Below are 23,627 nucleotides of genomic sequence, written 5' to 3'. Positions count from 1 at the left end.
ACTAGTCTTCCGCGCCTCGCGCCTGTTTCCAACGTTTCAGATCCGATGTCCGACACTACGCCCCTGTCCCAAGCCGTACACAATTCGACCACCCGCCACGCGATCTTCCTGGTCGCCACCCTCAACGCGGGGCCCGCCGCCGCCGAGACGGTGAGAGGGTGGTGCGAGGATGTCGGCAACCTCGTGCGCACGGTGAGCACGCGCGCTCCCGAGGAAAATCTTTCCTGTGTCTGCGCATTCGGCTCCAACGCATGGGATACGCTCTTCGGCTCGCCGCGCCCGGCGGCGCTGCATCCCTTCCGTGAATTCGGTTCGGGCGAGCGCGTCGCCGTCGCGACGCCAGGAGACATCCTGCTGCACATCCGCGCGGATTCGATGGATTTTTGTTTCGAGCTCGCCACGCTGCTGTGCAACGGCCTGGGCGACGCGGTGACGGTCGTGGACGAAGTCCACGGCTTCCGCTACTTCGACCGGCGCGCCATCATCGGTTTCGTCGACGGGACCGAGAATCCCGAAGGGCGCGAGGCGGTCGATTTCACCGTGATCGGCGACGAGGATGCCGAGTTCGCCGGCGGCAGCTATGTGCTGGTGCAGAAGTACCTGCACGACATGACGGCCTGGAATTCGCTCAGCGTGGAAAGCCAGGAAGGCATCATCGGCCGCCACAAGTTCTCCAACGTGGAGCTCGACGACGACATCAAGCCCTCGTCCTCCCACAGCGCGCTGACCACGCTCGAGGAAAACGGGCGGGAAGTGAAGATCCTGCGCGACAACATGCCCTTCGGCCGGCCGGGTTCCGGGGAGTTCGGCACCTATTTCATCGGCTACGCGCGTTCGCCCGCGCCCATCGAGCAGATGCTGGAAAACATGTTCGTCGGGCGGCCCGCCGGCAACTACGACCGCCTGCTCGACTACAGCCGCGCGGTCACGGGCGGCCTGTTCTTCGTGCCTTCGGCCGAGCTGCTGGAGTCGCTCGCCGAACGGACGCCGGCCGCGAGCGTAGCCGCCACCGCGCCGGCGCCAGCCGGCTCCGCCGCCTAGCCGGGCCCGTCTTCCCTGTGCGCCTGCGCCGACCGCCGGCGGGGCGCGCAGGGCATTCCATCGCATACGCAAATAACGGCGCGGGCGCGCCAACGCCTCGCCGCGTCCGGTTTTCGCCGGCAGAACACAGCAGGGACCTACGGCGGCCGCGTCCAAAAAAATAGTAAAGCGCATGAGAATTGTTTGCATTACACTTTCCGTCGATTTGAAGATCGGACTCGGGAAAGGGAGCCACTATGCAAGATTCTCGGCCTGCCGGCCGCCGACCTCGCGTCGGCCGGCATTTCGCGCTTCGGCGCACCCCCTGCCTGGTGCTCATGGCGCTGGCTTGCGGCGTGGCCGCCGCGCAGGAGGGCGGTGTCGCCACGCTGCCCACGGTACAGGTGCTGGGAGACTCGGACCCGACGACCACCGAAGGCACCGGCTCATACACGCCGCGGGCCACCGCCGCCAGCACCGGCCTGCCGCTGACCCTGCGCGAGACTCCGCAGTCCGTCACGGTGGTCACGCGCCAGCGCATGGAAGACGAGAACATGCTGTCCCTTGTCGACGTGATGGCCAGCACGCCCGGCATATCGGTGCAGAACTACGATAGCGAGCGCTATTCCTTCAATGCGCGGGGTTTCAGCGTCAGCAACTACATGTATGACGGGATCCCCACGAGTTTCGATACCGGCTACGCCGCGGGAGAGTCCGCGCTGGATCCCATCATCTACGACCGCGTCGAAGTCGTGCGTGGCGCCACGGGTCTGATGTCCGGCACCGGCAATCCCTCGGCCTCCATCAACCTGGTGCGCAAGCATGCCACCCGCCGCGAATTCACGGCCGACATGAGCGTCAGCGCCGGCAACTGGGACACCTACCGCGGGACGCTGGACCTGTCCACGCCGCTGAGCGCCAACGGCAATGTGCGCGGCCGTATCGTGTCGGCTTACCAGGACAATCATTCCTATCTGGACGGCTATCGGAACAAGAAGAAAATCTTCTACGGCGTAGTTGACGCCGACATTACGCCGAACACGACGCTGAGCGTGGGCTTCAACTACCAGGACAACGACCCCAGGCGCAGCAACTGGGGCGGATTCCCGCTGTGGTACTCGGACGGCGGCCGCACCGACTGGGTCCGTTCGCTGAATACGGGCGCCGACTGGTCTTCGTGGGGCAGCACCACCCAGGGCGTGTTCGCGAGCCTGGAACACCGTTTCGACAACGGCTGGACCGTGCATGCCGTGGGTTCGCATTCCAAGAACGAAATGGACGCGAAGCTGCTGTATCTGTACGGCTGGCCGGATCGCGAGACCGGCCTGGGCATGGGTGCGTCGCCCGCGTGGTACCTGGGCGACCGCAAGCAGAACAGCGTGGATTTCAAGGCCTCGGGGCCGTTCACGCTGTTCGGCCGCCGCCACGAGGCCGTGGTGGGCGCCAGCTTCAACCGCCAGTACGCGGACTTCGACTACCGCTCGGCCCTGTCCGTGGCGCCGGTGGGCAACTTCCTGGATTGGGACGGCTCGTATCCGGAACCGGACTGGAGCGATTCCTCCACGACCGCCAGCCGCTACACCACCAAGCAGACCGGCTGGTACGGCGCGCTGCGCCTGAACCTCGCGGATCCGCTGAAGCTCATCGTGGGCGGCCGCTACAGCACCTGGAAGACCGATTCCGTCGGTTTCGGCGGGGGCGACCACACGGCCTTCGACAAGAGCGAGTTCATTCCGTATGCCGGCCTGCTCTACGACCTCAACGAGAACTACACGGCGTATGTCAGCTATACCGGGATCTTCAACCCGCAAAGCTACCAGGACCGCAACGGCAACTGGCTCGACCCGCTGGAAGGCAAGTCGTACGAGGCCGGCATCAAGGGCGAATTCCTGGACGGCAGGCTGAACGCCAGCGCCGCCGTGTTCCAGATCGAACAGGACAACGTGGCCCAGGAGGACCCCGGCTACATGGTGCCCGGCACCATCAACCCGGCCTATACGGCGGCGCAAGGGACCCGCAGCCGCGGGTTCGACCTGGAGGTGTCGGGCGAACTCATGCCGGGCTGGAATCTTGCCGCGGGCTGGTCCCACTGGACCGCGAGGGACGGCGACGGCAACGCCATCCAGACCGACCAGCCGCGCAGCCTGGTGCGCCTGTTCACCACCTACCGGCTGCCGGGCGACTGGAGCCGCCTGACCGTGGGGGGCGGCGTGAACTGGCAAAACCATGTGTACACCATAGCCAGCGGCCCCGATGGCGACGAGCGCGTCGGCCAGGGCAGCTACGCCATCGCCAACCTGATGGCCCGCTACCGCTTCAACCGCAACCTGAGCGCGCAGCTCAACGTCAACAACCTGTTCGACCGCAAGTACTACAGCCAGATCGGCTTCTACAGCCAGGGCGCCTGGGGCGCGGGCCGCAGCGCGATGCTGACGATGCGCTACCAGTACTGACGGGCGCGGGCGGCGGGAGCGGGGCGCGGCGAGCCCGCCGGGCTAGCGCCCCTGCTCCTGCTCCAGTGTCGCCTTCATCCGCAACATGCTTTCCTGGCTGACCGTAATGACGCCGGAGGCGGGCTGGTCAATGTCGAGGATGAAGGTGAGGACCAGGGCGATCAGCGTGGCGAACAGTCCGGTCGAAATGATCCGCCTGCGCTTTTGCAGGCCGGTTCCATAGGCGATGAACGCCATGGCCCCGGAAGTGACGATGAACAGCAGGTAGAACACGGGCTCGGGCACGTGGTTTTCCAGCGCGACCCGGCGCTTTTCGTTGACCTGCGCCATGTCGTTGATGGCCTGGATGAACATGACGGTGGAGATCGACGGCGGTGATTCCAGGACGCTCGCCGCCGTGGAGCGGATCTTGCGCTCGATGCGCCGCGAGGTCGCGCCGGCGATGGCCAGGCGGGCGCTGTCGTTGTCGGCGTCGTGGAAATCCAGCGCCGTCGTGGCGTATTCCAGCAGCAGGGCTGCGATCGGATCGCGGGCGGCGGGGGGAAGCAGCTGGGACCGCCAGTAGGCGTTGCCGATGGCGTTGGCTTCTTCCAGCACCAGGTTCTTGCGGGCTTCGAAGCGCGTGACCGACATCGCGAAGGTGAAGCCCAGAAGCAGCGCCAGCAGGCCGAGCAGGGCGGTCTGCAGTCCGCCGATGTGGGCCTTGGCCGTTTCATCGGAAGCCTTGCGGTGCCGGCGGCCCAGGCGGAAGCAGAGCTCGATGATCGCCAGGAAGACGACGACGCAGATGAAGAAGATATGGGTCTCGTCGATTTCCCGCAGCACGTTGTTTTCCCGGAGTCGGTCGGGCATCAAGCGTATGCCGATTCGAGCGGACCGGGCAAGGGCCGTTTACCCGCGGTCCGCCAGGCGCCAGAAAGGAATCTTGGAGTAAGGTGTTGGCTTTCTTGTAAGCGATCCCGCACGGAGCAGAACTTGAAATACCGCAAACTCGGCCGCACCGACCTGGACGTCAGCCTGATCGGGCTGGGCACCATGACCTGGGGCGAGCAGAACACCGAAGCCCAGGCGCACCAGCAGCTGGATTACGCCCTGGAGCGCGGCGTCAACCTGATCGACGCCGCCGAAATGTACCCGGTGCCGCCCAAGCCGGAGACCCAGGGCCTGACCGAGACCTATATCGGCACCTGGCTGGCGCGGAGCAAGCGCCGCCATGACGTGGTGCTGGCCAGCAAGGTGGCGGGCCCGGTGCGCGACGCCAAGCGCCCCGGCCACATCCGCGACGGCAAGACCTTCCTGGATCGCAAGAACCTGACCGCGGCCCTGGATGCCAGCCTGAAGCGCCTGCAGACGGACTACCTGGATCTCTATCAGCTGCACTGGCCGGACCGCAGCACCGCCACTTTCGGAAAGCTGTCCTACCCCTGGGTGAAGGACGAATACACCGTGCCGATCGAGGAAACGCTGGAAGTGCTGCAGGACTTCGTGCGCGCAGGCAAGGTGCGCCACGTCGGCGTGTCGAACGAAACCCCCTGGGGCGTGGGCCAGTTCCTGCGCCATGCGGAAACCAAGGGCCTGCCGCGCATCGCGGCGATCCAGAACCCGTACAACCTGCTGAACCGCGTCTTCGAGATCGGCCTGTCGGAGTTCACCCATCATGAAGACGTCGGCCTGCTGGCGTACTCCCCGCTGGCGATGGGCATGCTCTGCGGCAAATACCTGGATGGCGCCCGCCCCGCCGGCGCCCGCCTCTCGCTCTACACGCGCTTTACCCGCTACAGCAACGAGCAGGCCGAGGCCGCCACGCGCGAGTACGTCGAACTGGCCCGCGCGCACGGCATTTCGCCTACCCACCTGGCCCTGGCCTGGGTGAACCAGCGTCCCTTCGTGACCAGCAACCTGATCGGCGCCACCACGCTGGAGCAGTTGAAGGAGAACATCGACAGCGTGGACGTGACGCTATCGGCCGAGGTGCTGGAAGCCATCGAAAAGATCCACGCCCGCCAGCCGAATCCGGCGCCATGATGCGCTGATCCTGGCCCGCGGATACACTTTTTTTCGCAATCGCCGTCGATTTCGCCTGGCGCGGTTCGTCGTGTGGATGGAGCATGCAAGTTCCATCCACACAAGGAGACCGAGATGCGATTCATGGTTCAAGTCAGGGCGACCGCCGATAGCGAGGCGGGGGTGATGCCCACCGAGCAGCTGCTGACCGACATGGGGCGGTTCAACGAGGAGTTGTTGAAGGCGGGAGTGATGTTGGCCGGCGACGGCCTGAAGCCGAGTTCGCAGGGAGCGCGGGTGCACTTTTCGGGCAGCAGCCGGCAGGTGATAGACGGCCCCTTCGCCGAAACCAAGGAATTGATCGCCGGCTACTGGATCTGGCAGTGCGCGTCCCTGCAAGAGGCGATCGAATGGGCCAAGCGCTGTCCCAACCCGATGCCGGGCCCGTCCGATATCGAAATCCGCCCGCTGTACGAGGCCGAGGATTTCGGCGAGGAGTTCACGCCGGAACTGCGCGCCCAGGAGGAACGGATGCGCAATCAGCTGGAGAAAGCGCCCAAGCAGTGATCGCGGGGCCAGAGCGGGATGGGAAATCGCAGTTGATAATATAATTGCGAATCAGTCCTATTTATTAGAATATTCCTTTCCTCCCGCTCTGGAGAATTCAACGTGGTCCGTTCCGCTTCCACCAGGAAGTGCCGTGCGCGCAAGCCGGCACGGTTCGCAGTCGCGCCCTGCGCTCTCGTCCTGACGCTGGGCGTCGCCCATTCCCCCGGCGCGCATGCCCAGTCCGCTGCGCCGCCGTCCGAGGGCGCCCCAGGTGCGCAGGGTGTGGCGCAGCTTCCTGCCGTCACCGTGAATGCGACGGCGGTGGACGACACGCTCGAGCACCTTTCGGCGCCGGTCAACGCCGGCGCGCTGGGCGACCGCAGCCAGCTGGAGACGCCGTTCTCCACCACGGTCGTGACGGCGGCGGACATCGAAGAGCGGCAGGTCAACAAGCTGGGCGACGTGTTCGCCCTCGACGCCTCCGTGACCGACAACAGCGCGTCGTACGGCGCATGGGCAAGCTATCTGAGCGTGCGCGGCCTGCCGCTGGACTGGCAGAACTCCTACCGCATCGACGGCAAGCCATTCCTGAGCTACGTCACGACGCTGCCCTACGAGCACTTCGAGCAGATCGACCTGCTCAAGGGCGCATCGGGCTTCATGTACGGTTTCGGGTCGCCCGGCGGCCTGATCAACTACGTCACCAAGAAGCCCACGGACGAGCCCGTGCGCACCATCGAGCTGGGCTACGTGTCCAAGGGGCTGTTGCGCGAACACGTGGACCTGGGCGGCCGCGCGGGCGAGAACGGCCGCTTCGGCTACCGCCTGAACGCCACGCATGACGAAGGCAATACCTACAACGGCGGTTCGCTCTACCAGGATTCGGTGTCGCTGGCGCTGGACGCGCGCCTGACCGACAGGCTGACCTGGGACTTCCAGTCCATCTACCAGGACCGCAAGGCGATCCGCCAGGAACCGACCATCTACGCGGGCGCGATGGAGGGCACCGAACTGCCGTCGCCGGTGCGCAACGACAACGGCCGGATGGTGGGCGAAGGCCCGTATGCGGACAACAAATTCCGCTTCTACTCGACCGGGCTGAAGTACCGGCTTTCCGACACCTGGACGGTGCGCACCGACTACAGCTACAGCTCCACGCGCACCCGGCGCAACGAATCGGTGCTGTTCCTGCAGAACCAGGCCGGCGACTACGATGACTACCGCTCGGACTACGGCGAGGCCTATGCCTACAACCAGTGGCAGGGCATGGTCGAAGGCCGCTTCGCCACCGGCCCCCTGAAGCACCAGGTGGTGGCGGGCGCCTCGTGGCAGAAGCAGAAGAACGACTACAGCTCCAACGGCGTCTACCAGCTGCAGGGCGCCGGCAATCTGCGTTCCCAGAACACCAACACGTATTACAGCGAAGGCAGCCTCGACCTGTACCGCGCCGCCGAGATCACGCAGAAGGCGCTGTTCGCCAGCGACACGATAGACCTGACCGGCGGCTGGTCCGTGCTGGGCGGCGTGCGCTACACCAACTACGAGCAGGTCGGCTTCGACGCCACCGGCGCGCGCTCCTCGAACTACGACAAGAACGGGGTGCTCACGCCGACGCTGGCGCTGATGTACAACATCACGCCGCAGACGATGGTCTACGCGAGCTACATCGAATCGCTGGAGCCCGGCTCGTCGGTCGGCAACACCTACGCGAACTTCGGCGAGCTGCTCGATCCGCTCAAGAGCAAGCAGTACGAACTGGGCATCAAGACCGGCCACGATGACTGGGCGGCGACCGCGGCGTTGTTCCGGATCGAGAAGAAGGCGGAATACGCCAACGCGGCCAACGAACTGGTGCAGGACGGGAAGTCCATCTACCAGGGCCTGGAGCTGGGAGCCTCCACCCGCATCGGCACGAACTGGAACGTGGGCGGCAGCCTGATGTTCCTGGACACCGAATACAAGAAGGGGGCCGACTTCACGGGCAACCGCGTCGCCGGGGCGCCGAAGTTCGTGGCCGCGGCGCAGGTCGCCTATGCGGTGTCCCAACTGCCCGGCCTGAAGCTGCGGGCCGACGTGAAATACACGGGCAGCGCCATGCTGGGGGCGTCCAACAAGGTGCAGGTGGACGATTACGCCATCGTCAATATCGGCGCCACCTACGACACGCGGATCTACGGTTACGAGACCACTTTCCGCGCCGGCATCAACAATCTGGCGGACAAGCGCTATTGGCTGTACCAGTCCTCGGACTACGTGAAGGCGGGCGACCCGCGCACCTACAGCCTAAGCGCCAGCCTCAAGTTCTAGGCGCTGCCAGGTCCCACACCCGCTCGGGCGTAAAGTCCTGCTGTTCACCCTTCTTGGCGTAGCCCAGCGGGTTGGCGATTACGCGGCAGCCGTTCTTCACGTAGTCCTGGGGGCAATGCAGGTGGCCGTGCAGCCAGTAGTCGGCCAAAGGCAGCAGGCGGTCCAGCGCGTTGCAGAACCCCGCCGTGCCGGGCGTCACGCCGTAGCGGGGATCCGCGCTGGCCAGCGTGGGGGCGAAGTGGGTGATCGCCACCGTGGGGCCGTCGAACGGCGCGCGCAGGGCGGCCTCCAGCCATTGCTGGCAGGCCAGCCCCTGTTCCCGCATCTGTTCCGCCATGAAGGGCGCGCCATGGCGGCGCATCTCCGCTTTTTCCAGGTAGAAGTCCGCCGCGCGGAAGGCCTTGGCGCGCTTCTTCAGGACCTCGCCCAGGGGGTCGCCGTCGGCCGCCAGCGCATCGAAATCCGTCCAGAGCGTGGTGCCGACCAGGCGCATGCCGCCGATGACTAGCGTTTCCCGTTCCAGCCAGTGGATGTCCAGGTCGTGGCACAGCCCGCGCAGGCGATCGTGCGTTTCGTCGAAATCCACATTGTCGTATTCATGGTTGCCCGGCACGTACACCACCGGGGTGGGCCAGCCGTTGCGCGGCGAGTAGCTGCCCAGGCCGAAGTCCGCGCGTTCCAGGCGGGAGCCCCGCCGGTATGAACCGATATCCCCCGCCAGCACCAGCAGTTCGGCGCCGGGCGCGGGCAGCGCGAGGAAGTCGGGGTCGGTTTCCAGGTGCAGGTCGGAGAGCAGTTGGATTTTCATACCCTCAATCTTAGGCGACGGCGTCGGCCGCTGCGACCGTCGGCCTTTCCATGAGACACTTTCCCGATCGACCGGGACGATGCAGGCGCGGGCGCCCGGACCGCAAAGACCCACAGGAGGAACCCCATGCGTATCTTGATCACGGCGGCAGCCGTCCTGGCGCTGACGGCCGGCGCGCAGGCCCAGCCGCAACCGCAACCGCGGCCGATCGACTGCGCCAAGGCGGCCACGCAGACGGACATGAGCATGTGCGCCGACCAGGCATACCGCAAGTCCGACGCCGATCTGAACGCCGCCTACAAGGAAGTGAATGCGCGCCTGAAGGACGACAAGACCGCCGCCACCCAGTTCCATGCCGCGCAGCGGGCGTGGCTGTTCTTCCGCGACGCGGAATGCGCGTTCTCGGCGGGAGGCACGTCGGGCGGCAGCGCCTATCCGATGGCGTTGAGCACGTGCCTGGACAAGCTGACGCAGGCCCGCACGAAGGAATTGCGCGCATACCTGAAGTGCGAAGAAGGCGACCTGACGTGTCCGGTGCCGGGCAAGCCGTAGCGGCGATCCGGGAGGGCGAGGGCATGGGCAACGACGATTCCGGCCTGGTCATGGATAGCGGGGGCGTGGCGCGCTGCTTCTGGCAGCCGTCCATGCCCGACTATCACGACCACGAATGGGGGCGGCCGGTGGCGGACGACCGCAGGCTGTACGAGAAAATCTGCCTAGAGGGATTTCAGGCGGGCATGGCGTGGATCACGATCCTGCGCAAGCGCGAAGCATTCCGCGCCGCCTTCGACGATTTCGATTTCGAGCGCGTGGCGCGCTATACGGACCGCGACGTGGAGCGCCTGATGGGCGACGCCGGCATCGTCCGCAACCGCAGCAAGATCCTCTCCGCGATCAACAACGCGCGGTGCGCCCGGGCCCTGGCCGAGGAAACGGGGTCCCTGTCGGGCTGGTTGTGGAAACACGAGCCGCCGCCGCACGAACGGCCGCCGACGGTGGACCTGCACTACTGGAACAACAATCCGACCTCGGCGGCGTCGGCCGCCTTGTCGCGCGCCCTGAAGAAACGCGGCTGGACCTTCGTCGGCCCCACCACCATGTACGCGTTCATGCAGGCAGTGGGGATGGTCAACGACCATCTGAGCGGCTGCGCCTGCCGCCAGGAGGTCGAGCAGGCGCGGGCCGGCTTCAAGCGGCCGTCCTAGGCGCGGCCGGCGTGGCCGGAAAATAGCCCTTGAGTTGGTTGCGGAGCGCAAGTATATTGGTTGCGAACCGCAACTTTCGAGGCGCGCCATGGACCTGATCGACATTCCTTCCCAGTCCCGGGACAAGACCATCCAGGACCTGCGGGAGTTTTCCCGCAAGCTGGTGCGCGAGCTGGGCTTCATGCGCGCGTCGCTGGCCGGCAGCGACCTGGCGCCGTCGGCGGTGCATGCCATTATCGAGATCGGCTTGCAGCCGGGCATCCAGGCCCGCGACCTGGCGGCCATCCTGAGGCTGGACAAATCCAACACCAGCCGCCAGGTGGCCAAGCTGGAGTCGGCCGGGTTGCTGACGCGGGAAGCCGACGCCGGGGACGCGCGTTCGTCGCGCCTATTCCTCAGCGGCGCCGGACGCGAATTGCGGGAGCGGATCGACCAATTCGCCACCGACCAGGTTTCGCGCGCGCTCAGGCGGCTGGCTCCGGCCGACCAGGCATCGCTGATCCGCTTCCTGTCGCTCTATGCCGACGCCTTGTCGAAGGAGAATCCCAACTCGGCCCAGGGCGCGGAGACCGGCGGCATCGGGCAGGGGATCCAGGAGGGTTATGCGCCGGGTTGCATCGGCGACGTGGCCAGCCTGCATGCGCGGTATTACGCGCAGGCCTCGGGCTTCGGCGTGTACTTCGAGCGCAAGGTGGCGACCGAGCTGGCCGAGTTCGCCGAGAGCCTGCCCGCCGCGGGCAAGAACCTGTGGCTGTACGTGGACGGCGGCAGGGCGTTGGCCTCCATCGCGATCGACGGCGATCTGGCCGCCCGTCAGGCGCACCTGCGCTGGTTCATCGTGGACGAGTCGCTGCGGGGGATGGGCGTCGGCCGCGCGCTGCTGGAGCGGGCGCTGGCGTTCGCCGACGCGCACTATGACGAGACCTATCTCTGGACTTTCAAGGGGCTGGACGCGGCCAGGCATCTCTACGAGGCCGCGGGCTTCATCCTGGCCGAGTCCGCCGAAGGCCGCCAATGGGGCAGCCTGGTGGTCGAGCAGCGCTTTGTCCGCCGCAGCCGGGGCGGCTCAGATCACGCGGATGCGCAGCTCGGCCAGTAAGGCCGCCGCCTGGGTCTTGGAAATGGTGGCGCCAGCCAGGCGCGCGGCCGAATTCAGGTCCAGGCCGCCCAGGTCGGCTTCGCGCAGGTCCGCGCCCTCGAAGCGCGTATTCTTCAGCACGGCGTTGCGCAGGCTGCCGCCATGGAACACGGTATCGCGGAAATCGCTGCCGCTCAGGTCCGCGTCCGAGAAGTCCAGCTGCTGCAACCCGGTCTTGCGGAAAGACACGCCGCGCAGCAGCGCGCCGATCAGCAGGCATTCCTGCAGCGTCCAGCCCAGGCAGGCGATGCCATCGAAATCGCTGCCGGTGAGCTTGCAGCCCTGGAAGCGCGCGGCTGCCAGCCTGGCGCGCCGCCAGCTGGCGTTGTTGAGATCGCAGTTGTCGAAGACGGCGTCGCTGGCATCGGCCGAGGCGAAATTGGCCTGGCCGCCACGGCAGCGCAGCCACGCCGAGTCCGCCAGGTTGGCGCCCTGAAACGAGGCCTGGGCGATGGCGCAGCCGGTCAGCTGCGCGCCGCGCAGATCCAGGCGCGAGAAATCCGCTTCCTGGAAATCGCAGTCCTGGAACGACAGCGCGCGGCCGCCGGCCTGCTCAATGAGGTCCTGCATCATCCTGCGGTCCACTTCCTGGCCCGTCACTGTCCCGATAGCTGCTTGCGTCATGCCGCGCGTCCCTGCTTGAAATTCCGTAAGACCGGACAGCCTACTGGAATATTTCGCTTTCGACGCGGCAAACGATCAATGCCCGGCCCGGCGCGTCAGCCGGCCGCTTCCGCCTGCAGGCGACCCAGGACGAAGCCGTCGACCGCGCCGGTGCGGCCGCGCCAGAGCGTCGGCTGGCCCGCGATGGGGGTGCCGTCGGCGGTGAAGAACAGGGCGTCGGCAAGGTGGATGTAGTTCGGCAGCGGGTCGGCGGGCTGCGGCAGCCGGAAGACGTCGCCCAGTTCCGCCAGGGAGGCGTGCACGGTCTTGCGGGTGGCTTCGTCCACCGTATGCAGCGATGCCGTGAAGCCGGCTGCGAAGCTGTCGAAGTATTCCGCGCCGGACACGATCGAGCCGGATACCAGCATGCCGCCCATCTGCAGGGTGACGCCTATGCTCTCGATCTGGCTGCCGTTGTTCACCAGGTTGACCAGGAATTGCAGAAAGGCGTCGGCGTCGGGGGCGGCGCTGGCGTTGGGAATGTTGCTCATGGGGTGGTTTCCGGCAAAGGGGGGAAAGCAGCCAAGATACTCGAATCGCGGACTGCCGGGACAGGATGCTATCGGCCGAAAAACGGCCAAATCCAACCCTTATCCGCCTGCTTCGCGTGCGGACATTTTTTCCAGGCTGCGCGCCAGCCGTTCGCCCGCCAGCCGCAGGCGGGCGCGCAGCGCCAGGGGCGCCAGCACCTCGAACTCCACGTCCAGCGCCATCAGCCAGTACACCAGCGCGTCCGGCGAAGGGACATCGCATTGCAGCAGGCAGCGGGCCTCGTCCAGCGCGTCCAGCCGGCCGGCGTCCGCAGGGATGCGGGCGGCCATGACCGGGCGCGGCGCGTGCAGGATCACCCGCGCCGGCTCGGATTGCGGCGTCATCCGCAGCGAGCGCGCGACGTAGGCGCGCAGGTCGCCGCCCTCGGGCGGGGGGCGCGGCGCGAAATGCGCGCCGATCTCCGGGGCGCCCGCGATGCGGTCGACGCGGAAGGTGCGCCAGCCATCGCGCGCCGGATCCCAGGCCACCAGGTACCAGCGGTGACCGGTATGCGCCAGGCCTTGCGGTTCGACCTGCCGGGTGCTGGCCCGGCCCTGGCCGTCCGCATAGCCGAAACCCACCTGCAGCTGGTCGCGGCAGGCGGCCGCCAGCGTGGCCAGCAGCGAGGCGTCGACCGCGGCGCCGCCACGCGGCACCGGCACGATGGCCGAGCGCAGGGCGTCGATCCGGCGGCGCAGGCGCTGCGGCATGACCTGTTCCAGCTTCACCAGCGCCCGCAGCGCGGGTTCCTCGATACCGCCCACCGTGCCCGCGGCGGCCGTGCGCAGGGTCAGGGCCACGGCCAGGGCTTCCTCGTCGTCCAGCAGCAGGGGCGGCACGGCCCGGCCGGCGCGAAATGCGTAGCCGCCTGCCACGCCGCTGCTGGCATGGATGGGATAGCCCAGCTCGCGCAGCTTGTCGATGTCGCGCCGCAGGGTGCGGGGATGGACGGCCAGCGTCGCGGCGAGTTCCGCGCCGGCCCAGTGGCGGCGGGTCTGCAGCAGAGAGAGCAGGCGCAGGAGACGGTTGCTGGAGGTAAGCATGGCGGCACGATAGCGCATATCGAGGGCGGAATCTGTCCTCAATTACATCTACTGTGACTCCCGTCGCCACCGGCAAGGGCCGTGGCCCCCCCCCCCCTCGAATCGGAGATCCGTCCATGTCTATCGTCTTCTATTGGCACCCCATGTCCAACGCCACCCCGGTCGCCAGCGCGCTGGCCGAACTGGACATTCCGCACCAGCGCATCAAGGTGGATATCAAGGCCGGCGAGCAGCGCCGTCCGGAATTCCTGGCGCTGAACCCGAACGGCAAGGTCCCGACGCTGACGGTGGACGGCGCGCCCATGTTCGAGACCCTGGCGATACAGCTGTGGCTGGGTGAACGCTATGGCGTGGAGCGCGGCCTGTGGCCCGCCGCCGATACGCCCGAACGCCTGCTGGCGATGTCGTGGTGCGCCTGGTCCTACGTGAGCTACGGGGCAGTGGTATCGCGCCTGCATCTCGCCACGCACCCTGCGGACGCGCCTGACAGCGCCGGGGTGGAAAACGTGCTGGGCCAGGCGGATGCGCTGCTGGCGGTACTGGACGGCCACCTGGCGCGGCGGCCGTGGATGCTGGGCGCGGCCTATTCGCTGGCCGACCTGGTGGTGGGGGCGGTGATCGGCTACAGCGTTCACCTGGGCGCGCGGGTGGCGTCGCATCCGCATGTGCGGGCCTGGCTGGACCGGGTCCAGGCCCGGCCCGCCATGCAGATCGACGCCTAGCGCGCTGTCTTGCCTTGCGGACAGGACGCCCGCCGCTCACCAGCCCCAGCAGGCGCCCGCCGCCGGCTTGCCGCAACTGCGGTAGTTCACGGCGAACCACAGTTTCCCCGCGCCGCGCGGGCTGCCGTCGGCCTTGACGTCGTGGCGCGGCAATTCCTCCAGCGTGTCGCGGGCCTTCTTGGTGGGCGAGCCGCTGGCGGCGTTGGGTTCGAGCGCGATGCGGCCCAGGCCTGCCGCGTCGCGGTCGCCGTAGACGATGTCGCCATCGGCCAGCGCGCCCATTTTCAACGCAGCGTCGCGCACCGCCGCGGCATAGCTGTCGTTCGCGCCGGCGGGCAGCAGGTCTTTGCCCAGCGTGCTTGGGGCGAGGATCTGCGCGGTGGCGGCGGGCGCGGCCGTCAGGTATTCGTCCAGGCGGGGCAATCGGCCGGCCGCGGCCTGCCGGCGGAGCCAGTCGCCCCACAGGAATTCGGCGAATTCCGGCAGGTCGCCGTTGCTGTAGGCGATGTCGCGGGTGAAGTACACCAGCGAGCGGTAACGGTCTTCCTGCATGCCGCCGGGCTCTTCGGCGCTGGCCAGTCCGAGGCGGGCGGGCAACTGGTCCACGGTGATGGGCTGGTTCTGGCCGTCGCGCAGCCAGGTGCGCCGTTCGTCGACCATGCGCTGCCAGAACTCGGCCGCGCTCGCCAGGCTGCTGTAGTTGGCGTCCACCTTGACCCAGACCGGAAGCTTGGGCCCGCCATCGAAGATCTCGCGCAGCGATGAGAACGTGTGGTGGCCGTCGGTCAGGTAGAGATTGCCGTCCCATCCCACTACCACGGTCTTGAGGTTGGCGGCATGCGTGCCGGGCGCGTCCTTGCAGGTGAAGGAATCGGGCTGGTCCAGGCGCGCGGCGCGCGCCTGGGCGATGCTCTGGAACGCCTGGGCGCGTTCGGTTCCGCCCATGTCTTCGCAGTAATCGTCGAACTTCTTGCCGACGGTGCGGTTCAGGTAGTCCAGTTGCAACACCGGATCGGCGGCCCAGGTGGGGCGTTCGAAATCGCCTTGCCAACGGCCCAGCTTGTAGTAGATCTGGTCATAGCCGATGGCGGCCTGGGTGGGGCGCAGCTCTTCGATGCGGACGCGGATGACGTCGCCGGGCTTGGCTTCCAGGTAGGCGGTGTTGCGCGGCGGCGTTTCGGCGGCGGGGGGCGTTTCCGTGGCCGGGGGCGGCGCGACCGCCGCGGGCGGCGCGTCGGTCTGGTCGTCATCGCCGTCTCCGCCGCCGTTGCAGGCCGCCAGGGCCAGGGGCAGAATGGCCGCGGCCAGCACGCGCAGGAAGCCGTGGGGACGGGAGCCGGAGAGGGGACGTCGCGAAAGCAAAGGGGCAGGGGGCATGGGCCGTTTCCGGATCGATGTTTCAAAAGGTAGCCGATGATGGCCCATATGTGTTTCCCGCAGATTGCACAGGCCCGGATTCCGGCGCAAGGCCGTAACGTGCAAGAATGCCGGGAAGTCCGCCATTCCCGCATTGCGGATGGCGCTTATCCCAGGAACGCTTGGAGACCCGCCATGCCAGCCGACGATTCCCGCTTGACCGATGACGCCCTGATGCGCGAGGCCGTGGCCCTGGCGCGGAACAACATGCGTGATGGCGGCCGCCCGTTCGGCGCGGTGCTTGCGTTCGAGGGACGAGTGGTGGCGCGCGGCGTGAACGAGATCCTGGCTTCGCACGATCCCACCGCCCACGCGGAGATCCAGGCCATCCGGCATGCCAGCCGCGCGTTGGGGCGTCCGCGCCTGGACGGCTGCGTGGTGTATGCCAGCGGGCACCCCTGTCCGATGTGCATGGCGGCCATGCACATGTGCGGAATCTCTCGCGCCTTCTACGCTTATTCCAACGAGGACGGGGAACCCTATGGCCTGTCGACGGCCGCCGTCTATGCGCAAATGGCCTTGCCGCCGGAAGGGCAGTCCCTGCCGCTGCGCGCGCTGCGGCCGGAAGGGGAAGAAGGCTTGTACGCCGAATGGAAAGCCGCGGCCCGGCCATGACCGGGCCGGCGGGCGCCGCTCAGCCCAGCCCGCCGCGCTGGGCGCGGTGCGCGGTCAGCAGGATGGCGGTGACCGCCAGCCATGCCAGCGACAGCGGCAGCGGCGAGCGGAAGGGCAGCCAGGACGTGGCGGCGAGTCCCAGGCCCAGCAGGCTGTAGTAGGCCACGCCGAACAGGGCGCCGGCGCGTCCCAGGCAGTGGCCATAATGCTTCAGCGCGGGCCCCAGCAGGTTGGGGATGGCAAGCCCGTATCCCGCGAAGAGGGGCAGCGCGGCCAAGGCCCACAGCGGGCCCGGCGTGGGGTCCAGCAGGATGACGGTGGCCTGGGCCGCGACGCCCAGCAGGACGCAGCGCAGCCCGTACGCCACGCGCCGCGCCGGCCCTGCGCCGGCGGGCAGGCGCGCATTGAACAGGGCGCCCAGGCTGCCCGCCAGGGCAACCGCCAGCCCGATCCAGCCGAAGCCCAGGCCGGGCAGCGGCCCCGTCAGGAAGGGGCCGGCCGAATAGAACGAGAACACCAGCAGGTTCAGGCCGGCGACCTGGACGGCCGCGCAACGCAGCGTTCGGTCGCCCAGCATCTGCCGGGCCAGGGCGGGCAGCGCGACGCTGCCGGCGGATTCGCCGCGGGTCTCCCGCAGCCACGCGGCGCCGGCCAGCAGCGCCAGCCCGATGGCAATCGCGATCGCCGCCAGCACGCCCCGGTAGCCTTCCAGGTCCGAGACCAGTTGTCCGGCCAGCGGCCCGACCGCGGGCGACCAGGCCAGCACTGCGCCCAGCGTCACGAAGTAGCGCGTCAGCCGCTCGCCGTGCAGGCGGTCGCGCAGCAGCGTCTGCGTGGTGACCGAGCACGTGGCCAGCCCCAGCGCCTGCAGGAACCGGCCCAGCAGCAGCGCCTCGAACCGGGGCGCGAACAGCGCGCAAAGCGTGCCGGCCAGGCCGAGCGCAAGCCCGCCCAGCAGCGCGGGCCGGCGGCCCCAGGCGTCCGCCAGGTGGCCCCACAGCAGCACGCCCGCCGCGAAGCCCAGGAAGAAGATGCCCATGACCGATTGGGCGGCGCCCACATCCAGCCGCCAGTGGCGGGCGAGGTCCGGCAGGGCGGGGGCAAGTATGGTTTCGGCGATCTGGGGCAGCGCCAGCAGCGCGATGATCAGGCCGCGCGGCGGCAGGCCGCCGCGCGCGTGGAGAGCGGGAGACATCATGGACCTGGAGCAAAAGGGCACTAGCGTATCCAGGCCGGAAGCAGCAGAATCGCGATATTGAGCCATAAAACATCGCATACCTGACATGCCGCATTATTCGCCTGACGCCGTCGCCGATCCGGATACGGCGGCCTGCCCCGTGGTGGGGCTGGCCATCGACACCCGGGCGCACGCCTCCGACTGGCATTCGCACAGGCGGGCGCAGTTGCTCTACCAGGCGGAAGGCGGCGTCACGCTCTACCTGCCCGACCGGGTCGGCCAGCTGGCGCCGCTGCAAGCCGCGTGGCTGCCCGCAGGCTGCATCCACCGCACCGCCATGCACGGCAGCTTCTCCTACCGCAGCCTCTACTTCGACGTAGAGGCCTATCCGGGGTTGCCTGCCGAGCCGGTGATCCTGGACGTGAATCCCCTGTTCCGGGAGCTTGTCCTGCGCGTAACCGAATGGCCGGCGGATGCGGCGCTGGAGCCGGGCCAGGCGCGCATCGTGGCCACGCTGCTCGACGAACTGGCCGCCGCGCCGGCGGCGCCGCTGCACCTGCCGATGCCGCGCGACCGGCGGCTGGCGCCCATCGCGCGCGAGTTGCTGGACAACCCGGCGTGCCCGCTGTCCATCGAGGACTGGGCGGGCCGCGTGGGCGCCAGCGCCCGCACGCTGGCTCGGCTGTTCCTCGCCGAGACCGGCCTGCCGTTCGGGCGCTGGCGCGCCCAATGCCGTCTGCTGGCCGCGCGCGCCCGGCTTGCCGAAGGCGCGTCCGTCACGGCCGTGGCGCATGCGATGGGGTACGCCAGCGACAGCGCCTTCATCGCGATGTACCGACGCACCTACGGCGAATCGCCGGGGCGAAAAAAAGCGCCGGCACGATCCTGATGCCGGCGCCCGGTGCCGCGGCGGATGCTTAGAACGTGTGGCGCACGCCGACGCCGGCGGCCGTGCTCTTCAGGCCGTCGATAAAGGCGTAGTCCTTGCCGTACGAACCATAGGCGTACAGGTTGGTGCGCTTGGAGATGTCGTAGGTGTAGCCCACGCTCCAGACGTTCATGTTGGCGTCGCCGCCGGTGAGCTTGTCGTTGTTCGGCGAGACGTGCTGCCACGACGTGAACAGGCTGCCCGCGCCGCCGATGGGCAGCGTGGCGCCCAGCATGTAGGAGTTGGCCTTGAAGCCGTCCACGAAGCGGTTGGTGCCGAATTCATCGCTGAACGGCGTGCCGGCCGGAAGGTCCTGGCCGACGAACCAGCCGTCGGTGGTGCGGCCGTAGGCGGCCGCGAGCTTGACGACTTCCAGGTCGTACGACACGCCCAGCGCGTATTGGCGCGGCGTGGCGTCGTGGTCGATGGCGCCGCGGTTCGAGCCGTTGAGCTGGTCGTACGTCAGCGCGATGTTCAGCGGGCCCTGCACGTAGCGCAGGCCGGCCGTGATGCCGCGCGTGTTGTCGGCGGTGCGGAAGCCGGTCTGGTCCGCGGTGGTGTCGTCCGCGTTGAAAGCGTAGCCCACGCCCAGCTCGAAGCCGTTCACCGAGGGCGTGCGGTACATCACCATGTTGTCCCAGCGCATGGTGTTTGCGGCGCTGAAGCCCAGGCCCATGTTGGATTGCGTGTAGCTGGTGTAGAAGGGATCGATGTCGGCGAGGTAGTTCGAGCCGACGGTGGCCTGCCGCCCGAACTCGAGCGAGCCCCACGCGTCGTTGGCCAGCCCGATGGTGGCCTGGCGTCCGAACAGGCGGCCGGACTGCCCGCGCTGGCCGTTGCCGGAATCGAAGCCGCTTTCCAGTTTGAACACGGCGCGCAGGCCATCGCCCAGGTCTTCGGATCCGCGCAGGCCCCAGCGGGAGCCGGCCTGGATGCCGTTGATCATGCCGATTTTGCTGCCGTCGTATCCATCGCCCTTGATCTTGTTGTAGCCAATGCCGGTGTCGATGACACCATAGAGAGTTACCGACGATTCTGCCTGAGCGGCGCCTGCAAAAGTGGTGAACATTGCGGCTGCGAGCAGCGTCTTTTTCATCCGGGGGGACTCCTGTTTGAGGGTTGAAAAAACAAAGGGAACACCACGCAGCGCATAGCGCCTTATGGTGTTCCCGGCCCACATTGTAGGACACCGGCCCCGGCCGGCCGATTCAGCCCTTGCGGCGCGAGCGCTTTTCCTCGCGGGCGAAGATGGCTGCGCCGGCCAGCACCATGGCCGCCAGCGCATACCAGGTGATGGCGTACACAAGGTGATTGTTGGGGAAGGCCAGCACCGTCAGGCCGCCGACGGGGGCTGTGCGCGGATCGTTCCCTCCGCCGACGGCGTCCGCGTCGATGAAGTAGGGCGCCACGTCCGACAGGCCGCGCGCGGCGGCGATCGCGGGCAGGTCGCGCGAGTACCAGAGGTTGGCCGCGGGATCATTGTTGCGCAGGAAGCCGCTGCCCGGCTCGCCCATGCGCAGCAGGCCCGTGACGCTGGCCTGCGCGGGCGGCCGCGATCCCTCCGCCTGGCCCTGGCCCTTGCGCCATTCCGGCAGCACGAAACCCCGATTGACCAGCACGGTGCCGCCCTCGGCGAGCTGCAGAGGGGTCATGACCCAATAGCCGCTGCCGAGTTCGGTCGCCGCCTGCACCAGCGTCTGGCGGTCGTACTGGAAGACTCCTGCGGCCGAGACGCGGCGGTACTCGGCGTTGCCGGACGTAAGGCCGGCCCATTCGGCGCGGCCGGGGGCAGGCGTGGCGGGCGCGTGGGCGCGTTGTTCGACCTGGGCGATCAGCGCGCGTTTCCAGGCCAGGCGGTGCACCTGCCAGGTGCCCAGCGCGCACAGGCCCGCGAAAATGGCCGCGGCAACCACCCCCAGGATGACCAGGGTGGTTGCGCTGCGGGGATTACGGGGGGTGTCGCCGGAAGAAGATTCTTTTACTGCGGGCATCAGGGCATTTTGCGCATGTCGTGGGTCGACATGGGCATCATATTGGAGTTCAAGTGATACATGATCCAGATGGATCCGCTGAGCGTGATGACGACCAGCACCAGCGTGAATATTAACGCCAACATGTTCCACCCGCTCTCGGACTTGGTGTCCATGTGCAGGAAGTAGACGATATGGACAATGATCTGCACGACGGCGAACGCCAGGATCACCAGCGCGGTCGTGCGCGAATCCTCGAAGACCCGGTCCATGACCAGCCAGAACGGGATGGCGGTCAGGATGGCCGCCAGCACGAAGCCGGTCACGTAGCTCTTGAAGGTGCCGTGGGCGGCGCCGTCGTCGTCGTCATGATGCCCATCGTGGCCGCCCGGATGGGCCAGGTGATCCGTATGCGCGGTCATGGCAGGACTCCCATGAGATAGACAAAAGTGAACACGCCCACCCAGATCAGGTCCAGGAAGTGCCAGAACATGGACAGGCACATCAGGCGGCGGCGGTTTTCGGGGATCAGGCCGTGCATCTGCACCTGGATCATCATCGTCACCAGCCAGACGATGCCGAAGGTGACGTGCAGCCCGTGCGTGCCCACCAGCGTGAAGAAGGAGGACAGGAAGGCGCTGCGCTGGGGGCCCGCTCCCTGGTGGATCAGGTGCGCGAATTCATAGAGTTCCAGCGACAGGAAGCCCAGGCCGAAAAGCCCGGTCACGGCCAGCCAGAGCTGCGTGCCGCCGACGCGGTTGCGCCGCATCTCCAGCATGGCGAAGCCATAGGTGATCGACGACAGCAACAGCAGCGCGGTGTTCACCGCCACCAGCGGCAGGTCGAACAGGTCGGCGCCGGAAGGGCCCGCCGCGTAATTGCGGCCCAGCACGCCGTAGGTGGCGAACAGGCAGGCGAAGATGAGGCAATCGCTCATCAGGTAGACCCAGAAGCCCAGCAGGGTGCCGTTCTTGGGGTGATGTTCGCCCGGGACGTGGAACACGGGCTCCGAAGGCGGCGCGGCGCCGCCGGGCAGGGTGGGGGCGAGGGTATCAGACATTTTTCGCTAGCAACCGGGTACGGGCGTCTTCCGTGCGCACGACCTCGTCGGCCGGCACGTAGTAGTCGCGCTTGTAGTTGAAGGTATGAACGATGGATACCAGGATCAGCGCCGCGAACGACAGCACGACCAGCGGCCACATGTGCCAGATCAGCGCAAAGCCCATCACCACGCTGATGCCGGCCAGCACGATGCCCGCCCAGGTATTCTTGGGCATATGGATGGGGATGAAGCCCTGCTGCGGCCGCTGGTAGCCGTGCTGCTTCATCTGCCACCAGGCGTCCAGGTCGTGCACGCGCGGCGTGAAGGCGAAGTTGTAGTTGGGCGGCGGCGAGGACGTGGACCATTCCAGCGTGCGGCCATCCCATGGGTCCCCGGTGTCGTCGCGCAGCGTTTCGCGGCGGCGGTAGCTCACCACCAGCTGGATCAGGAAGCAGGCGATGCCGCAGGCGATGAGCAGCGCGCCGAAGGCGGCCACCTGGAACCAGATCTGCAGGGACATGTCCTCGAAGTGGTTGACGCGGCGGGTGACGCCCATCAGCCCCAGCACGTACAGCGGCATGAAGGCCACGTAGAAGCCCACCAGCCAGAACCAGAACGAACATTTGCCCCAGAAGGGATCGAGCTTGTAGCCGAAGGCCTTGGGGAACCAGTACGTAATGCCGGCCATCAGGCCGAACAGCACGCCGCCGATGATCACGTTGTGGAAGTGCGCGATCAGGAACAGGCTGTTGTGCAGGGCGAAGTCCGCGGGCGGCACCGCCAGCAGCACGCCCGTCATGCCGCCGATCACGAAGGTCACCATGAAGCCTATGGTCCACAGCATGGGGACTTCGAAGCGTATGCGGCCCCGGTACATCGTGAACAGCCAGTTGAAGATCTTGGCGCCCGTCGGGATCGAGATGATCATGGTGGTGATCCCGAAGAAGGAGTTCACGCTGGCCCCGGAGCCCATGGTGAAGAAGTGGTGCAGCCACACCAGGTACGACAGCACCGTGATCACGACCGTGGCATACACCATGGAGGCATAGCCGAACAGGCGCTTGCGGCAGAAGGTGGAGACCACCTCCGAGAAGATGCCGAAGGCGGGAAGGATCAGGATGTAGACCTCGGGGTGGCCCCAGATCCAGATCAGGTTCACGTACATCATGGCGTTGCCGCCGAAGTCCGCGGTGAAGAAGTTGGTGCCCACGTAGCGGTCCATGGACAGCAGCGCCAGCACCGCCGTCAGGACGGGGAAGGCCGCCACGATCAGCACGTTGGTGCACAGCGCCGTCCAGGTGAAGATGGGCATGCGCATCATGCTCATGCCGGGGGCGCGCATCTTGACGATGGTGACGAGCAGGTTGACGCCGGACAGCAGCGTTCCCACCCCCGCTATCTGCAACGCCCATATGTAGTAGTCCACCCCCACGTCCGGGCTTTGCGCGATGCCCGACAAGGGCGGGTAGGCCAGCCAGCCCGTGCGCGCGAACTCGCCCACGAAGAGCGACATCATGACCAGGATCACGCCGCCCGTGGTCATCCAGAAGCTGAAATTGTTCAGGAAGGGGAAGGCCACGTCGCGGGCGCCGATCTGCAAGGGCACGATGTAGTTCATGAGGCCCGTGACCAGCGGCATGGCCACGAAGAAGATCATGATCACGCCGTGCGCGGTGAAGATCTGGTCATAATGGTGGGGCGGCAGGTAGCCCGCCGAGTCGCCGAACGCCACCGCCTGCTGCGCGCGCATCATGATGGCGTCGGCGAAGCCGCGCAGCAGCATCACGATGCCCAGGATGACGTACATGATGCCGATCTTCTTGTGGTCGATGCTGGTGAACCATTCGTGCCACAGATAGCCCCACTTGCGGTAGTACGTGATCGCGCCCAGCACCGCGATGCCGACGACCGCCACCACGACGAAGGTGACGAGCAGGATCGGTTCGTGGAACGGAATCGCGTCCCAGGTCAATCGACCGAAGATCAGCTTGGTGAGGTCTGGTTGATCAGGCATCTCGAGTCCACCATAAAGACCA

23 protein-coding genes are annotated in these 23,627 nt (G+C 67.2%); 11 read left to right on the top strand and 12 right to left on the bottom strand.

The genetic code is table 11. The features are described 5' to 3' along the window. Positions 1-45 precede the first annotated feature (45 nt). Together ACN6PJ_RS23815 and fhuE are read left to right on the top strand one after the other, a co-directional pair. Positions 46-1,041, top strand: coding sequence for a Dyp-type peroxidase (locus ACN6PJ_RS23815; RefSeq protein WP_427998263.1), 996 nt, complete (start codon positions 46-48; stop codon positions 1,039-1,041). Positions 1,042-1,277: 236 nt separating this feature from the next. Then, positions 1,278-3,473, top strand: coding sequence for a ferric-rhodotorulic acid/ferric-coprogen receptor FhuE (gene fhuE, locus ACN6PJ_RS23810; protein WP_427998262.1), 2,196 nt, complete (start codon positions 1,278-1,280; stop codon positions 3,471-3,473). Between the two features lie 42 nt (positions 3,474-3,515). On the opposite strand, the gene ACN6PJ_RS23805 is transcribed toward fhuE, so the two are convergent. Then, the gene (locus tag ACN6PJ_RS23805) at positions 3,516-4,325 is read right to left on the bottom strand and encodes a hypothetical protein (protein WP_427998261.1); all 810 of its coding nucleotides are present in this window, start codon (positions 4,323-4,325) and stop codon (positions 3,516-3,518) included. A 123-nt stretch (positions 4,326-4,448) separates the two neighbouring features. Between ACN6PJ_RS23805 and ACN6PJ_RS23800 the strand changes: the two genes are divergently transcribed. From ACN6PJ_RS23800 to ACN6PJ_RS23790, 3 genes are all read left to right on the top strand, one after another. After that, positions 4,449-5,498: an NADP(H)-dependent aldo-keto reductase gene (locus ACN6PJ_RS23800; protein WP_427998260.1), complete on the top strand. Its 1,050-nt coding sequence runs from the start codon at positions 4,449-4,451 to the stop codon at positions 5,496-5,498. Between the two features lie 114 nt (positions 5,499-5,612). Then, positions 5,613-6,044: a YciI family protein gene (locus tag ACN6PJ_RS23795; protein ID WP_427998259.1), complete on the top strand. Its 432-nt coding sequence runs from the start codon at positions 5,613-5,615 to the stop codon at positions 6,042-6,044. 102 nt (positions 6,045-6,146) lie between these two features. Then, positions 6,147-8,333 carry a TonB-dependent siderophore receptor gene (locus tag ACN6PJ_RS23790; RefSeq protein WP_427998258.1) on the top strand — a complete coding sequence of 729 codons (2,187 nt, stop codon included), beginning with the start codon at positions 6,147-6,149 and terminating at the stop codon, positions 8,331-8,333. Here ACN6PJ_RS23790 and ACN6PJ_RS23785 read toward each other — a convergent pair. Next, the gene (locus ACN6PJ_RS23785; protein WP_427998257.1) at positions 8,323-9,141 is read right to left on the bottom strand and encodes a metallophosphoesterase; all 819 of its coding nucleotides are present in this window, start codon (positions 9,139-9,141) and stop codon (positions 8,323-8,325) included. The two genes, ACN6PJ_RS23790 and ACN6PJ_RS23785, sit on opposite strands and share 11 nt — an antisense overlap. Positions 9,142-9,267: 126 nt before the next feature. Between ACN6PJ_RS23785 and ACN6PJ_RS23780 the strand changes: the two genes are divergently transcribed. The 3 genes from ACN6PJ_RS23780 (at position 9,268) to ACN6PJ_RS23770 (ending at position 11,445) form a co-directional block, all read left to right on the top strand. After that, positions 9,268-9,693 (top strand): lysozyme inhibitor LprI family protein, encoded by a 426-nt coding sequence (locus ACN6PJ_RS23780; RefSeq protein WP_427998256.1) that lies wholly within the window; start codon positions 9,268-9,270, stop codon positions 9,691-9,693. A 23-nt stretch (positions 9,694-9,716) separates the two neighbouring features. Beyond that, positions 9,717-10,346 carry a DNA-3-methyladenine glycosylase I gene (locus tag ACN6PJ_RS23775; RefSeq protein ID WP_427998255.1) on the top strand — a complete coding sequence of 210 codons (630 nt, stop codon included), beginning with the start codon at positions 9,717-9,719 and terminating at the stop codon, positions 10,344-10,346. 88 nt (positions 10,347-10,434) lie between these two features. Then, on the top strand, positions 10,435-11,445 hold the full coding sequence (locus tag ACN6PJ_RS23770) for a bifunctional helix-turn-helix transcriptional regulator/GNAT family N-acetyltransferase (protein ID WP_427998254.1): 1,011 nt from the start codon (positions 10,435-10,437) through the stop codon (positions 11,443-11,445). Here the strand turns inward: ACN6PJ_RS23770 and ACN6PJ_RS23765 are convergent. The 3 genes from ACN6PJ_RS23765 to ACN6PJ_RS23755 all read right to left on the bottom strand — a co-directional run bounded on the left by ACN6PJ_RS23765 (position 11,413) and on the right by ACN6PJ_RS23755 (position 13,721). Next, positions 11,413-12,108 (bottom strand): pentapeptide repeat-containing protein, encoded by a 696-nt coding sequence (locus ACN6PJ_RS23765; RefSeq protein ID WP_427998253.1) that lies wholly within the window; start codon positions 12,106-12,108, stop codon positions 11,413-11,415. The genes ACN6PJ_RS23770 and ACN6PJ_RS23765 overlap by 33 nt on opposite strands. 95 nt (positions 12,109-12,203) lie before the next feature. Continuing rightward, on the bottom strand, positions 12,204-12,638 hold the full coding sequence (locus tag ACN6PJ_RS23760; protein ID WP_427998252.1) for a gas vesicle protein: 435 nt from the start codon (positions 12,636-12,638) through the stop codon (positions 12,204-12,206). Positions 12,639-12,737: 99 nt separating this feature from the next. Further along, on the bottom strand, positions 12,738-13,721 hold the full coding sequence (locus ACN6PJ_RS23755; RefSeq protein WP_427998251.1) for a helix-turn-helix transcriptional regulator: 984 nt from the start codon (positions 13,719-13,721) through the stop codon (positions 12,738-12,740). Between the two features lie 116 nt (positions 13,722-13,837). On the opposite strand from ACN6PJ_RS23755, the gene ACN6PJ_RS23750 reads away from it, so the two are divergent. After that, entirely contained in the window at positions 13,838-14,443 is a 606-nt protein-coding gene (locus ACN6PJ_RS23750) for a glutathione S-transferase family protein (protein ID WP_427998250.1), read from the top strand. Positions 14,444-14,479: 36 nt separating this feature from the next. On the opposite strand, the gene ACN6PJ_RS23745 is transcribed toward ACN6PJ_RS23750, so the two are convergent. After that, positions 14,480-15,820: a ParB/Srx family N-terminal domain-containing protein gene (locus ACN6PJ_RS23745; RefSeq protein ID WP_427998249.1), complete on the bottom strand. Its 1,341-nt coding sequence runs from the start codon at positions 15,818-15,820 to the stop codon at positions 14,480-14,482. Between the two features lie 174 nt (positions 15,821-15,994). On the opposite strand from ACN6PJ_RS23745, the gene ACN6PJ_RS23740 reads away from it, so the two are divergent. After that, entirely contained in the window at positions 15,995-16,474 is a 480-nt protein-coding gene (locus tag ACN6PJ_RS23740) for a nucleoside deaminase (protein ID WP_427998248.1), read from the top strand. A 19-nt stretch (positions 16,475-16,493) separates the two neighbouring features. On the opposite strand, the gene ACN6PJ_RS23735 is transcribed toward ACN6PJ_RS23740, so the two are convergent. Further along, entirely contained in the window at positions 16,494-17,672 is a 1,179-nt protein-coding gene (locus tag ACN6PJ_RS23735) for an MFS transporter (RefSeq protein ID WP_427998247.1), read from the bottom strand. Between the two features lie 85 nt (positions 17,673-17,757). Between ACN6PJ_RS23735 and ACN6PJ_RS23730 the strand changes: the two genes are divergently transcribed. After that, complete coding sequence (locus ACN6PJ_RS23730) at positions 17,758-18,540, top strand: AraC family transcriptional regulator (protein ID WP_427998246.1); 783 nt, start codon at positions 17,758-17,760, stop codon at positions 18,538-18,540. 28 nt (positions 18,541-18,568) lie between these two features. Here ACN6PJ_RS23730 and ACN6PJ_RS23725 read toward each other — a convergent pair whose 3' ends face one another. The 5 genes from ACN6PJ_RS23725 to cyoB form a co-directional block, all read right to left on the bottom strand. Continuing rightward, positions 18,569-19,675, bottom strand: coding sequence for a porin (locus ACN6PJ_RS23725; RefSeq protein WP_427998245.1), 1,107 nt, complete (start codon positions 19,673-19,675; stop codon positions 18,569-18,571). Between the two features lie 112 nt (positions 19,676-19,787). Continuing rightward, complete coding sequence (locus ACN6PJ_RS23720; RefSeq protein ID WP_427998244.1) at positions 19,788-20,570, bottom strand: SURF1 family protein; 783 nt, start codon at positions 20,568-20,570, stop codon at positions 19,788-19,790. Then, positions 20,570-20,971, bottom strand: coding sequence for a cytochrome o ubiquinol oxidase subunit IV (gene cyoD / locus ACN6PJ_RS23715; RefSeq protein ID WP_427998243.1), 402 nt, complete (start codon positions 20,969-20,971; stop codon positions 20,570-20,572). Before cyoD ends, ACN6PJ_RS23720 begins: the two co-directional genes overlap by 1 nt. Beyond that, entirely contained in the window at positions 20,968-21,609 is a 642-nt protein-coding gene (cyoC, locus tag ACN6PJ_RS23710) for a cytochrome o ubiquinol oxidase subunit III (protein ID WP_427998242.1), read from the bottom strand. The genes cyoD and cyoC overlap by 4 nt, the downstream gene beginning before the upstream one ends. After that, positions 21,602-23,605, bottom strand: coding sequence for a cytochrome o ubiquinol oxidase subunit I (cyoB, locus tag ACN6PJ_RS23705; RefSeq protein ID WP_427998241.1), 2,004 nt, complete (start codon positions 23,603-23,605; stop codon positions 21,602-21,604). Before cyoB ends, cyoC begins: the two co-directional genes overlap by 8 nt. Positions 23,606-23,627: the final 22 nt, after the last annotated feature.

Source organism: Achromobacter sp. (assembly GCF_050285585.1).
GTDB lineage: Bacteria > Pseudomonadota > Gammaproteobacteria > Burkholderiales > Burkholderiaceae_B > Achromobacter.
The sequence above is the reverse complement of the archived record's forward strand: the minus strand, read 5'-3'. Positions and strand labels throughout refer to the sequence as shown.